Annotated in this window: 13 protein-coding genes; all 13 read left to right on the top strand. The window is 48.1% G+C overall.

Annotated elements, in window-relative coordinates; genetic code table 11:
• Positions 1-5: 5 nt before the first annotated feature.
• The 13 genes from T359_RS0110065 to T359_RS0110005 all read left to right on the top strand — a co-directional run bounded on the left by T359_RS0110065 (position 6) and on the right by T359_RS0110005 (position 13,881).
• Positions 6-1,322, top strand: coding sequence for a nucleotide sugar dehydrogenase (locus tag T359_RS0110065; protein ID WP_026517369.1), 1,317 nt, complete (start codon positions 6-8; stop codon positions 1,320-1,322).
• Between the two features lie 187 nt (positions 1,323-1,509).
• Complete coding sequence (locus T359_RS0110060; protein WP_026517368.1) at positions 1,510-2,484, top strand: SDR family oxidoreductase; 975 nt, start codon at positions 1,510-1,512, stop codon at positions 2,482-2,484.
• Positions 2,485-2,715: 231 nt separating this feature from the next.
• A complete protein-coding gene (locus T359_RS0110055; protein WP_026517367.1) occupies positions 2,716-3,462 on the top strand; it encodes a DUF2334 domain-containing protein in 747 nt (248 codons plus the stop codon).
• Positions 3,463-3,476: 14 nt separating this feature from the next.
• Positions 3,477-4,964: a glycosyltransferase gene (locus T359_RS19995; RefSeq protein ID WP_081795539.1), complete on the top strand. Its 1,488-nt coding sequence runs from the start codon at positions 3,477-3,479 to the stop codon at positions 4,962-4,964.
• A gap of 272 nt (positions 4,965-5,236) precedes the next feature.
• Positions 5,237-6,445 carry a glycosyltransferase gene (locus T359_RS0110045; RefSeq protein ID WP_026517366.1) on the top strand — a complete coding sequence of 403 codons (1,209 nt, stop codon included), beginning with the start codon at positions 5,237-5,239 and terminating at the stop codon, positions 6,443-6,445.
• Positions 6,445-7,380, top strand: a complete 936-nt coding sequence (locus tag T359_RS0110040; protein ID WP_026517365.1) for a methionyl-tRNA formyltransferase — start codon at positions 6,445-6,447, stop codon at positions 7,378-7,380. The genes T359_RS0110045 and T359_RS0110040 overlap by 1 nt, the downstream gene beginning before the upstream one ends.
• A complete protein-coding gene (locus T359_RS0110035; RefSeq protein WP_026517364.1) occupies positions 7,381-8,493 on the top strand; it encodes a glycosyltransferase in 1,113 nt (370 codons plus the stop codon). It begins immediately after the preceding gene.
• Between the two features lie 10 nt (positions 8,494-8,503).
• Positions 8,504-9,262: a hypothetical protein gene (locus T359_RS0110030; RefSeq protein ID WP_026517363.1), complete on the top strand. Its 759-nt coding sequence runs from the start codon at positions 8,504-8,506 to the stop codon at positions 9,260-9,262.
• A 22-nt stretch (positions 9,263-9,284) separates the two neighbouring features.
• Positions 9,285-11,225, top strand: coding sequence for an asparagine synthase (glutamine-hydrolyzing) (gene asnB, locus T359_RS0110025; RefSeq protein WP_026517362.1), 1,941 nt, complete (start codon positions 9,285-9,287; stop codon positions 11,223-11,225).
• Between the two features lie 9 nt (positions 11,226-11,234).
• The gene (locus T359_RS0110020) at positions 11,235-11,477 is read left to right on the top strand and encodes an acyl carrier protein (RefSeq protein WP_026517361.1); all 243 of its coding nucleotides are present in this window, start codon (positions 11,235-11,237) and stop codon (positions 11,475-11,477) included.
• Between the two features lie 9 nt (positions 11,478-11,486).
• The gene (locus T359_RS0110015; protein WP_026517360.1) at positions 11,487-11,924 is read left to right on the top strand and encodes a MaoC/PaaZ C-terminal domain-containing protein; all 438 of its coding nucleotides are present in this window, start codon (positions 11,487-11,489) and stop codon (positions 11,922-11,924) included.
• Positions 11,921-12,670 (top strand): SDR family oxidoreductase, encoded by a 750-nt coding sequence (locus T359_RS0110010; protein WP_026517359.1) that lies wholly within the window; start codon positions 11,921-11,923, stop codon positions 12,668-12,670. Before T359_RS0110015 ends, T359_RS0110010 begins: the two co-directional genes overlap by 4 nt.
• Positions 12,670-13,881, top strand: coding sequence for a glycosyltransferase (locus T359_RS0110005; RefSeq protein ID WP_035784201.1), 1,212 nt, complete (start codon positions 12,670-12,672; stop codon positions 13,879-13,881). Before T359_RS0110010 ends, T359_RS0110005 begins: the two co-directional genes overlap by 1 nt.
• The last annotated feature ends 10 nt before the right edge of the window (positions 13,882-13,891 follow it).

Raw genomic sequence — 13,891 nt, 5'->3', positions numbered from 1 at the left:
TGACAATGGATTTATATGAGAAGCTCCTTGCGGGCGAAGAGAAACTTTCACTGGTAGGTCTCGGATATGTAGGAATGCCTATCGCAGTTGCTTTTGCAAAAAAGATCAAGGTTGTAGGATACGATTTCAACGCAGCCAAGGTTGATCTGTACAAGAAGGGAATCGATCCCACCAGAGAGGTTGGCGACGACGCCATTAAGGAGACTTCTGTAGAGTTTACAGCAGATCCTGAGAAGCTTCGTGAGTGCAAATTCCACGTTGTTGCTGTTCCTACTCCCGTTAACGACGATCACACTCCTGATCTTACTCCTGTTGAGGGCGCAAGCCGTACCCTTGGAAAATACCTTACCAAGGGCAGTGTAGTTGTTTATGAGTCAACAGTATATCCCGGAGTTACAGAGGACATCTGTGTTCCTATCCTTGAGAAGGAGTCAGGTCTTAAGTGCGGCGTAGATTTCAAGGTTGGTTACTCACCTGAGCGTATCAACCCCGGTGACAAGGTTCACAGACTGGACACCATCACCAAGATCGTTTCAGGTATGGATGAGGAGACCCTTGAGACCGTTGCCAAGGTTTATGAGCTGGTTGCCCTTGCAGGTGTTTACAAGGCACAGTCCATCAAGGTTGCAGAGGCTGCCAAGGTTATCGAGAATTCACAGCGTGATATCAATATCGCTTTCATGAACGAGCTGTCCATGATCTTCCACAAGATGGACATCGACACCAAGAGTGTTCTTGAGGCAGCAGGAACCAAGTGGAACTTCCTGAAGTTCTTCCCGGGCCTGGTTGGCGGACACTGCATCGGTGTTGACCCTTACTATCTTACCTACAAGGCAGAGGAGCTGGGCTATCACTCACAGATCATCCTCTCCGGCAGACGTATCAATGATGATATGGGCAAATATATCGCTGAGTCACTGGTTAAGAATCTTATCGCAGCAGATATCCCTGTTAAGAATGCCAAGGTTGCTATCCTCGGCTTCACCTTCAAGGAGAACTGCCCTGACACCAGAAACACCAAGGTTATCGATATCTACAACGAGCTTGGTGAGTACAGAATTAAGCCTGTGGTTGTAGATCCTGAGGCTGATTCAGATGAGGCTAAGAGACTTTACGGCATTGAATTTGATTCCCTTGAGTCTGTTAAGGATATGGATGCTGTTATCGTTGCAGTTGCTCATGAGGAGTTCAAGAGCTACAAGCCTGCAGACATTGCCAAGTTCTTTAACCCTGCCCATAAGACCAAGGTATTCATGGACCTTAAGGGCATCTATGATATGAACGATTACAACACAGATGGATTTGACTATTGGAGACTGTAATATGATATAGGGATTCAAAGTCATGAAAATTTCATGCTTGCATGATAATTTACATGACCTTGAAGACCGAACAAACATGAGGAAAAAAGATACGCGATTGAAATGAGCGGATCGATTTCCGAATGGTTGTAGGATTGCGAGAACGCAGTGGAGCAATCCGTATATCATATTTTTAAAAGGAGTATTTATGGCATATAAAGATTTAAAATTTCCCGAAGGAAGCGTGTTCCTTGTAACAGGCGGAGCAGGTTTCATCGGTTCCAACATTTGTGAGGCACTTCTTGATATGGGCTACACCGTTAGATGTATGGACAACCTGTCCACAGGCCACATCGAGAACATTCAGCCTTTTATGAGCAACCCTAAGTTCACTTTCATCGAGAAGGACATCAGAGACCTGGATGCCTGCATGGAAGCCACCAAGGGTGTAGACTATGTACTTAACGAGGCAGCCTGGGGTTCAGTTCCCAGAAGTATCGAGATGCCTCTTTTATACGAGGAGATCAACATCAGAGGAACCCTCAACATGATGGAGGCTTCAAGACAGAACGGTGTTAAAAAGTTCGTTTATGCTTCCAGCTCCTCTGTTTACGGCGATTCCACCACTCTTCCCAAGAGGGAAGGCCAGGAGGGCAATGTACTTTCACCCTATGCCCTTACCAAGAAGACTGACGAGGAGTACGGCAAGCTTTACAAGAAGCTCTACGGCCTCGACACCTACGGACTGAGATACTTCAACGTATTCGGAAGAAGACAGGATCCCAACGGCGCCTATGCCGCTGTTATCCCCAAGTTCCTTCGCCAGCTCATGAACGGTGAGACACCCACCATCAACGGCGACGGCAAGCAGTCCAGAGATTTCACTTATGTAGACAACGTTATCGAGGGCAACCTTCGCGCCTGCCTTGCTTCTTCAGAGGCAGCAGGAGAGGCATACAACATCGGTGCCGGCGGAAGAGAGTTCCTCATCGACGTTTACCATCACCTTACAGATGCCCTTGGAATGGACGTTGAGCCTATCTTTGGACCTCCGAGAGCCGGAGACATCAGAGACTCCAACGCAGACATCACCAAGGCCAGAACCAACCTTGGCTACGATCCTTCCTATGACTTCCAAGCTGGCATCAAACTGGCCATTGACTGGTATAAAGAAAATTTATGATGATATAGGGATTCAAAGTCATGGAAATTTCATGCTCGCATGATAATTTACATGACCTTGAAGACCGAACAAGGATGAGAAAAAAAGGGATGCGAATGAAATGAGCATACCGATTTTCGAATCCTTGCAGGATTGCGGGAACGCAAGTGGAGCAATCCGTATATCATCATAGAGTAGTGATATAGGGATTCAAAGTCATGGAAATATCATCATAGCGTAGTGGGATAGAATATGAGAGTAGCAATCAGAATTGATGACATCACTCCTGATATGGACTGGGCCAAATTCCTGCGCTTCAAGGAAATCCTTGATAAGCACGGAGTTAAGCCCCTTATAGGAGTGGTTCCCGACAACAAGGATAAAAAACTAAAGATAGACCTGCCCCGTAAGGACTTCTGGAACTATGTGAAGGAACTCCGCAAGGATGGCTGGACTATTGCCATGCACGGAGTTAACCACCTTTACACCACCAAAAAGGCGGGCAATTTCCCCATCGGAAATAAGTCGGAGTTTGCGGGACTTTCCCTTGAGGATCAGGACTATCTCATCAGAGAGGGAAGAAGGATATTCAGGGCCAATGACATTCCCACGGATATTTTCATGGCCCCCTCACATTCCTTTGATTACAATACCCTGAAGGCCCTTAAGAAGAACGGTTTTGACAAGATCACCGACGGCTTCGGAAGCGGCCCCTATGAGAAGGACGGAATGACCTTTTATCCTATCTCAATCAGTAAGAGCAAGAGCCTTGCGGATAAGAGCGAGGGCCTTGTTACCTTTGTCTATCACACCAATACCATGGACGACAGTGATTTCGAGAACTTCGAGAAGCTTTTTGACAAGGCAGAGGTGGTATCTTATTCGGAGTACAAAAAAATGGATGTAAGTCCCAGGACACTTACCGGGGACATTAAAGAATATGCTCTGGCCAAGGGTAAATTTACCCTGATGCAGGTCAGAAAAAAGATCAAGAAGTAATAAAGCGAGGAAATATGGAATACGGATATGGACAGATTCGAATACTCCATGTCTTAGGGGGACTGGGCGTCGGAGGTGCCGAATGCCGCATAATGGATCTTTACCGCAACATGAATCGTGACAAGATCCAGTTCGATTTTCTGGTACACTACTCGCCTGAAAAGACAGGAAAAAAGAGTCCGACTTCAGATGAACTCATGGCAGTCAGGGAGCCGGACTATTTTGATAATAGCGTAACAAAACTCGGAGGGAGAATATTCTGCCTCCCTAAATTTGTGGGCACAAATATGAAGGACTACAAGGCCGCCATCAAGCGCTTCTTCAAGGAGCACGAGGGCGAGTGGAAGGTGGTTCAGGGCCATATGACCAGCACCGCAGCCATTTATCTTCCTATTGCCAGAAAGTCCGGAGTTCCCATCTGCATAGCCCACGCCAGAAGCGCCGGAGTGGATGCGGGAGTCAAGGGCCTGGCCACCAGGATCCTCAGAACCCCTCTTCAGAGGGAAGGCTCCACAGACTGGAACTTCGCCTGCTCAAGAGAAGCCGGATATTCCGTATTCGGCAAGCACCTCATGGATATCGGCAATGTCCGCATTGTCCCCAACGCTGTGGACCTGGGACATTTTGCTTATGATGAGGAAAAGAGGAACAGGATCAGGCAGGAGCTGGGAGTATCCAATGCTCTCGTCATCGGTCACGTGGGAAGCTTCCGCTATGCCAAGAACCACGAGTTCCTTCTGAACGTTTTTGCCAATGTGTGTCGTCTTCTTGATAACGACGACCTTAACCAATACAGTATTCTCCACGGCATGAGGATCAGGCTCCTTATGCTGGGCAATGGCCCTTTGATGGATGAGATGGAGAAGCTGGCTCAGAAGCTCCATATCTACGACAGATGTATTTTTGCGGGAAATAAGAGTAACGCCAGCGACTATTATCAGGCCATGGACTACTTCTGCTTCCCTTCAAGATACGAGGGACTTCCCGGCAGCGTTGTGGAGGCCCAGGCAGCAGGCCTGCAGTGCCTTGTGTCCGACTCCGTAACCCCTGAGGTAAATGTGACGGAGCTGGTTTCCATGATGAGCATCAAGTCCGAGGCCAGAGACTGGGCCAGAAAGATCCTGGACGATCTCATGCTTCATGAGGACTACGGCTCAGAGCCTCTTTTGGAGGAGATCAAGCTCAATCAGACCCTCACCGCCATCACCGGAGAGCGCAGAGAGAGCATATTTGAAACAGATGATACACCGGATATGGACCTTCTTGATGAAGGCACCGGTTTTGAAACCTTAAATACCATGTCAGAGGAAGACAGGATGCAGTTTGCAAAGCAGGCTGCGGATGAGAAGATTCCTACAAGAATGCATCGCCGCATCGAGTACTCCATCGGAGACAGACAGCAGTCCTCCAAGTACATCATCGGCAAGCTTCGAAGCGCCGGCTTTGATGTTAAGACTCAGGCGAAGGAATTGGAGTATTTCTACGAACATGGGCATTTTTGAAGAAGATCACTTAGCGAGGTCCTTTCGAGCTTAGTGAGCTTCTTCGTTCAGGCTCACATGCTTGCATGTGAGAGCAGAACTACCTTATGATTACTTAGCGAGGTCTTTTCGAGCTTAGTGAGCTTCTTCGTTCTGGCTCACATGCTCGCATGTGAGAGCAGAACTACCTTATGATTACTTAGCGAGGTCCTTTCGAGCTTAGTGAGCTTCTTCGTTCTGGCTCACATGCTCGCATGTGAGAGCAGAACTTCCTTATGACTGAAAGGTAAACTATGAGCGACAAGAAAAATTTACTCCTCCTGTGCCCGATGCTTCATCAGGGCGGCTTTGAGAGGGTCTGCGTCACCACAGCCCGCCTCATGCAGGAGTTTTACAACGTTTATATCGTTATCTTTTCCTCCAAGGATATCAACTATGATGTCACGGGACTCAATGTCATCGACATAAATGTCCCTTCGGAAAAGGGCCTTGTGAAGAAGGTTTTAAACGTATTCAAACGTGCAAACAAGATAAAGAAAGTAAAAAAAGAACTTAACTGCGACATAGCCTACAGCTTTGGAAGCGCCAATTATTCCAATGTTTTGTCCGGCGGCCCCGGCAGAGTCCTGACAGGACTTCGCTGCCAGACCGATATGGAAAAGCCCAGGCAGGTAAGACTTTTTTGCAAAAAGTCCGATCAGGTCCTCTCCTGCTCCAAGGAGATCCTGAGGCAGCTTAAATCCGACTATAACTATGACAAGAGCACATATATATACAATCCTCTTGATGTAAATGAGATCCGGACCAAGGGCGCTCAGCCCGTGGAGGACGCACCCTTTGCCGCTGAGAAGGAAAAGGACAGCGATATCATCATTATTTCCAACATGGGAAGAAATGATTACATCAAGGGCAACTGGCATCTGGTGAAGGCTTTTAACCTTGTTCAGAAGGAGTACCCAAAGGCAAGACTTCAGATCTTTGGCTCCGGTGACTGGTCAGCCTACAAGAAGATGGCAGAGGAAATGGGAATTGCCGATAAGGCCGCATTCCCTGGACTTCGTAAGAACCCCTTCGCCTACGTTTCAGGATCTGACATCTATGTCTGCAGCTCCAACCACGAGGGCTTTCCCAATGCGGTTTTGGAGGCCCTGGCCCTCAACAAGCCTGTTATTTCTGCGGACTGCAAGACAGGACCCAGAGAGATTCTTTTATCTGATGAACAGTATCAGGAGCTTATAACCAGAAAGCCCAACGGCAGCAGCGTAACAGAGCCGGTTCTCGGGGAGTACGGAATCCTTGTTCCCGACATGGGAGAGCAGGTCGATATGGACATAACCCATGTGACACCGGAGGAGGAGATCCTGGCACAGCAGATATTAAGGCTTATCAGGGATAAGGAGCTGGCGGCTAAGTATTCCGAAAAGGCCGCATCCAGAGCGCTTTTTTATGCCCCTGACAAATATAAAGACAGTATCCATGAGATATTAAAGAGGTATGAGTAATGCACTATAAGGTAGTTGTATTCGGTGTTAAAGACACCTCAGAAAATATTATTGATTTTATCGAGAAGGAGATCTGCAAGGTTGATCTTGTTATCACCATTGCCCCCAAGGTCCTTGAGCACAACCAGGTTTCAGGCTTTAAGGGACTTTCCTTCCTTACTGAGAAATATGGGATCCCTGTCCATGAGGCGGACAGCTATTTCCTCAATGATGAGAAGACAAAGAAGTTCATTTCAGAGAACACCTTTGACCTGGGCCTTGTAATGGGCTGGCAGAGGCTTATCCCCAAGGAGGTTCTGGATGCCTTTTCCCAGGGAATCTTCGGCTTCCACGGCAACTGCGGATACCTTCCCTTCGGAAGAGGACGCTCACCCCTTAACTGGTCCATGATCCTGGGAGATACCAGATTTAACCTGAATCTCTTCAAATACGACGAACATGCGGACAGTCCCAATGTTTTTGCCACAGAGATGTTCCAGATCAACGAGCACGACGACATCAGAACAGCTCAGTACAAGAACATGATCTGTTCCAAGAATCTGATAAAAAAGCTTCTTACCACCTATATGGAAACCGGTAAGATAACCATCCGTACCGATTCAAAAGATTACGATTCATGGTACAATAAACGTACGGCTGCAGATGGAAAGGTTGACTTCAAGGAGAGGACCAGAAACATCTACAACCTTATAAGAGGCGTGGCTGCTCCGTTCCCCGGGGCTTTTTGCTATGTAAACGAGGAAAGTGAGGACAACAAAGTCACCATCTGGCAGGCCCACCCCTTTGACGAGATGATCAATTTCTCCGCTTTTGCACCGGGAGAAGTGGTTGATATATTTGACGGCAAGCTTGTGGTAAGGACCGTGGACGGTTCCCTTCTTATCGACAAGTTTGAGAGCACCAGAGAAGTAAAAACAGGAGACATCCTTATCTAAATGAAGACAATAGCATTTCACTTAAACTGCCTGGTTCAGGGCGGCGCCGAGAGAGTAGTTTCCAACCTCGCCAATCAGTTTTCCAAGGAGGGCTACAAGGTTTATGTGGCCACCGAATGGGAGGATGAGAACGAATTCAAGCTCCTGCCTGAGGTTACAAGAGTTCACGTGGGACTCAGGGCAGAAGATGAAAAGAAAAACAGAATAACCAAGTTTTTCCTGAGAGTTAAGTATCTCAAGGAGTTCGTAAAGACCTATCACCCGGATGTTCTTATAGCCTTTGCCCAGAGAGCCAATTACAGAGCTCTGATGGCAGCAGGTAACAGCGATGTTCCGGTGGTAATATCCATCAGAACAGACCCGGTGGGACATTACGATGCTTTTTCCGACAAGGTACAGATCAAGTGGCTGTTCCCCAAGGCTGCGGGCTGCGTATTCCAGACCACCGGCCAGAAGGAGTTTTTCAAGCCCTATCTGCAGGATAACTCCACCATAATACTTAACCCGGTTAACCCCAAGTACTTCGGAGTCACACACCCCGAGGTCAAGGAAAAGACTGTGGTGCATCACGCAAGGCTTGTGGACTTCAAGAATCAGCCCATGCTCTGCAGAGCCTTTATCAAGGTTCATGAGAAGCACCCGGATTACAAGCTCAAGATCTACGGCCCGGATTCCTTTGACGGAACCAAGGAGATCCTGGATAAGATAATTGCCGACAACCACGCAGAGGATTACATCCTTCTGATGGGAGGCAGCGACGAACTGGAGAAGGAGATTCCCAAGGGAGAGGTATATGCCTTTTCTTCAGACTGGGAGGGACTTCCCAATTCCCTTCTGGAGGCCATGGCCATGGGAATGCCCTGTGTGGCCACGGATTGTCCCTGCGGCGGACCCAGGACCGTTATGGAGAATGAAAAGAACGGACTTCTGGTTCCCATCAAGGACGAGGATGCACTGGCAGCAGGCCTTTGCAGACTTATAGAGGACAAGGAGCTGGCTGCAAGACTTGGTAAAGAGGCTGCCAGAATAGAAGAGATAACCAACGGCGATGCTGTATTTGTTCAGTGGAGAGATTACCTGGAGAAGGTCATCGCAGCTAAGGGTAAGAAATAAGGAGTAACACATGTTTTCATATAACGATTACAGAGAAATACTTAGAGCCATCAAGGATACCGGCCTTTATGCCACCTATGAGGAGGCTCTTACCAGGGATTCTTTTATCATCATGCGTCATGACGTTGAGTATTCCGTAGAGAGAGCCTATGCCCTTTCCAAGGTTGAGGAGAGCATGGACTTCAGATCCACCTTCTTTTTCCAGTGGACCAACAATTCCTACAACATCCTTTCCAGGAAAAACAGGGATATCTTGACCGACATGCATGAGAGAGGCCAGCACATCGGTCTTCACTTTGCCCTTAACGGCATGACCGATATGAAGCTTGTAAGAGAGAGGATCAAGCAGGAGATGGATATGCTCAGCAATATGCTGGGATTCCAGATCAATTCTTTTTCTATTCACAGACCCTCACCGGACGTTCTTGCAGAGAATATCAAGCTTCCCGGAATACTGAACGCTTATCAGGACGAGTTTTTCTCCTTTGATCCCAAGGCTACACCGGAGTCACAGCTGGAGATCAAGTACATGTCCGATGCAAACCACATCTGGCGCTACGGCTATCCCGATGAGGAGACCATCAAGTCCCACAAGAAGATTCAGATCCTGACCCATCCCTTCGCCTGGACCAAGAAGGGCTATGACAATATGGAGAACTATAAGACCCTTATCAATGAGAAGTATGTGGAGCTTCTTGATTCAATAGACAACGAGTGCAAGGATTTCGGCCCTCTTCGTGACAACTTCGATAAGCTTCCTCTTGAATAAACAACTGGAGAACGTGCCTTAAATGTGCGGAATTTGCGGATTTATATCTAAAAAGAGAATAACAGAAGAAGAACTGAAGGTCATGAATGATACCATGTATCACCGTGGCCCCAATGATGCCGGCGTGGAGATCTACGAGGGAAAGGAGGGCTATGCCATCGGCTTTGCCCAGAGACGTCTTTCCATTCAGGACTTATCTCCCCTGGGACATCAGCCCATGCATTCCGCTGACGGAAGGCTGAGTATTACTTTTAACGGAGAAGTTTATAACTTCCTGGAGCTCAAAAAGGAGCTTTCGGATTATCCCTACAAGTCCACCTGCGATACAGAGGTTATCCTGGCGGCTTACCTTAAATGGGGCATTGATATGGTGGACCACATTCACGGAATGTTCGCCATTGCCATCTACGACAGGGATACTCAGGATGTTTATCTTATAAGAGACCGTATCGGCAAGAAGCCGCTTTTTTACTGGATAGACGGCGAGAATATCGTCTTTGCCTCAGAGCTTAAGCCCATTATGAAGTGCCCGGGCTTTAAGGGAGAGATCAGAAGACAGCTGATCCCCAGATTTTTGTATCAGCAGTATATCGCAGCTCCCGACACCATCTTCAGGGATGTGTACAAGCTGGAGGCCGGCGGCATCCTTAAGTTTAATAACGGTCAGATTAAGAAATGGAAATACTGGGACATCAAAAAGGTCTACAGTGAAAAGAGTGCAGACCCTGTAAAGAGCTATGAGGAGGCCAAAGAGGGCCTTAAGGAGAGACTTAAGAAGTCTGTGGCAGACAGAATGATCGCGGACGTTCCCCTGGGAACCTTCCTCTCCGGAGGCTACGATTCCTCACTGGTTACAGCCATTGCCCAGGAGCACTCTGAGCAGCCTGTTAAGACCTTCTGCATCGGCTTTGACGTTCCTCAGTACAACGAGGCCCAGTACGCCAAGGAGGTGGCACAGCACCTTGGCACCGACCATACAGAGCTTTATATTTCAGAGAAGGAGATGTTTGAACTGGTTTCAAGCATTCCTCAGTACTATGACGAACCCTTCGCGGACAACTCACAGATTCCTTCCATGCTGGTCAGCAAGCTGGCAAAAAAGGATGTGACCGTAGCCCTGTCGGGAGACGGCGGAGATGAGTTCTTCTGCGGTTACAACGTATATGACAACGTGGGCCTTGCCCAGAAGCTGGAGATCCCGGGAGCCATAGCCTACGGCCTTGGCCAGATCCCTGTGGGGGGAGGAAAGCTCCTTGATAAGATGCCCTTCAGAGTAAAGGTTGTGGCCAAGAACAGAGACCCGGAGACCAAGACCCAGCTGGTATCGGAGGGGTATGTCAGATCCTCCCATGCCTTTATTACGGGAGATGAGACCTTGGATGTCTCCATGACTGCCGAGGAGTTCTTTGGAATGGACTTAAATAATGGCAGCAGCATCGCACCTACTCTTTATCCCATTGAGAGCAGCTACGGTGTGAGCAATTTCCAGATCAGGCGCATGCTTCTTGATATGGACACCTATCTTCCCGAGGACATCCTGGTGAAGATGGACAGAGCCTCCATGAAGTATTCCCTGGAGAACAGATGCCCTATCATGGATACAGAGGTAATGGAGTATTCCTTCAGAATCCCTCACAAGTACAAGTATTTCAAGGGTGACAAAAAGCATATCCTCAAGGATATCACCTATGACTATATCCCCAGAGAGCTCCTGGACAGACCAAAGACCGGTTTTGGAGTTCCCATGGATCAGTGGCTCAGAGGCCCCTTGAAGGAGCAGCTTCTTGATTTCAGCAGCACCGCATTTTTGAAAAAACAGGGTATCTTTGATGCCGAGTATGTTTCCAAATTTATAAATAACTACGTGGTTAAGGGAGACGGAGGCCCCGCAACGGGAGCCAACTACAGCAAGATTGCCTGGTCCTTCTTCATTTTCCAGCAGTGGTACAACTTTTATCATTAAGGAGTAATTATGACAAGAGAAGAAGTTTTCGAGAGAGTAAACGAAGTATTCAGAGATGTTTTTGATGATGAGGATATCACAGTTGATGAGGAGACCACAGCAGCTGATATCGACGACTGGGATTCACTGGAGCATATCAATCTGGTGAACGCCATTGAGGAAGAGTTTGACATAAAGTTCTCCATGGGCCAGATCGTTGAGATGAAGAACGTTGGCGAGATGGTGGACATCATCCTCAGCAATCTTGAATAAGGCGGGGATATGAATACTTTCACATTTGACGATATCGTCTCCAAAAAGGATGATCCGGAAAACTATACCAGGGCTGAGTTTAAGGCTGCGGTAACAGACGAGATGATGGATAAATTTCTGGAAATATCCGGAGATGACAATCCCCTTCACAGGGACAGCACTTTTGCGACAGACAAGGGCTTCAGGGACAGAGTGGTATACGGCATGCTCACAGCCTCCTTTTACTCAAGGCTTGCGGGAGTTTATCTCCCCGGCAGAAACTGTATACTTCACAGCGTGGAGTCTTCTTTTCATGCGCCGGTTTTTGTGGGGGATGAGCTCACGGTTTCCGGCTTTGTCAAAGTAAAATATGAGAGCACCAGGGTTATCGAGGTGTCTGCAAAAATAGTCAATCAGGATGGCACCAAGGTTGGAAAGGCCAAGATTTTAGCGGGGTTTCTTGAATGAATTCAAACAAGACATTTTTAATACTGGGGGCATCCTCCGATCTGGGGCTTGCTCTGGTTAAAAAGCTCAATGACCAATATGAAAACAGCGTATTCTGCCTTCACTACAACAGCTCCGACGCTTCTCTAAAGGAGCTTGAGCTAAAAGATGGCAATACCGCAAGGCTTATTAAGGCTGATTTTACCAGTGACGAAGAGGTAGGAAGTCTTATCAAGACCCTTAAGGATGAGGACCTCATTCCCACCCACATCGTGCATCTTCCTGCGGACAAGCTCCACTATACAAGGCTTAAGGATTACGATCAGGAGCACCTTGAGAGAAATCTCAAGATCCAGGTTTATTCCTTTGTGCAGATCCTGAAGGCCTTTTTACCTGCCATGGTCAAGAGAAAGGACCACAACAAGGTGGTGGCGGTCTTATCCTCCGTGGTACTGGGAAAGCCCCCACGCTCCATGCTGGAATACACCATGGTAAAATCAATGCTTCACGGTGTTATCAGACAGCTGGCCGCAGACAATGAGGGCAAGCTTATAAATATCAATTCGGTTTCACCTTCAATGATAGAAACCAGGCTTTTGAGCGAAATAGATCCAAGGATAATCGAGATGGCTGCCGGGGAGAGCCCCGAGAGCAGAAATGCCACAGTGGATGACGTGGTGCCTTCCATCTGCTTTTTGTTATCTGAGGACAGCAACTACTTAAACGGCGTCAACATCAACATCAGCAACGGAAATGTGATTATATAATGCAGAACGAAAAAACCGGAAAAAAACACATTGCAATGTATATAGGCTCCCTGCAAAAGGGCGGCGCCGAGAGAGTCATGGTGAATCTCGCGGACTTCTTTTTTGAGTCCGGATATCAGGTGACCCTTGTTACCACATATCTGGCGGCGGAGGAGTACGAGGTCAAGCACGCTGCCTGGAAGAGAGTTCCCGCCGGCGCAGACAACGCCGTGCTGGTGGCAGATACCGAGGAAAATCCCGCCTGGGTTGACCCGGAGGGCGGTGAGAAGGACGGCATAAAAAGAGTCTTTTCAGCCCTTCTTAAATCCGAGCAGCAGGGACGAATCAAGAACCTGTCTCTTCGCCACAGAAAGCTGGAGGAGATCTGGAAGGAGCTTGATCCGGACCTTATCCTCAGCTTTATCGGAAAGAACAATATTATGGCCCTGTCCACAGCCACCAAGGAAGGCTACAAGGTGGTGGTATCAGTAAGGGCAGACCCGGATATGGAATATGACACCACAGCCCTGAAGGCAGGCATGCTTTCCACCTTCGGCAAGGCTGCGGGAATCGTGGTTCAGTCCAAGGGGGCCAGAGCCAAGTTCCCGAGATTTATTCAAAAGAAATGCATCATACTTCCCAACGCCATCAATCCCTCTTTTATAAGAAAGAGGTTCATGGGTGAGCGGGAAAAGAGAATAGTGATGGTGGGAAGGCTTGATGAGAACAAGAATCAGGCCATGGTCATGGAGGCCTTTGCAGAGCTCAAAAAGGAAGGCTACAAGGACTACAAGCTCATCATCTACGGAGACGGCCCCGACAGGCTCAAGCTCCAGAGGCTTTCCGCTGAGCTTCGTCTCGACGAGAGCCTGGAATTCAAGGGCAACGTATCCCACGTGGCTGAGCACATAGAGAAGGCTGCCATTTACGTCCTGGCATCAAGTCAGGAGGGTATGCCCAACTCCCTTATTGAGGCCATGTCCCTGGGACTTCCCTGCATCTCCACCGATTGTCCCTGCGGCGGTCCCGCAGATCTTATAACCAACGGAGTTAACGGTCTTCTCGTTCCCATCAAGGACAAGGATGCCATGAAGGCCGCTATCAAGAAGCTCCTTGATGACAGGGAATATGCGGACAAGCTTGGCAAAAATGCCACCGCGGTCCAGGATCTTTATAATCCCGAGGCCACCTACATTCAGTGGAAAAATTATTTCGATATGCTTATGAATTAAAAGGAATAAA

The organism is Butyrivibrio sp. MC2021, assembly GCF_000621605.1.
GTDB lineage: Bacteria > Bacillota > Clostridia > Lachnospirales > Lachnospiraceae > Butyrivibrio.
Note: the sequence above shows the minus strand (reverse complement) of the source record. Positions and strands in the feature narration are given on the sequence as shown.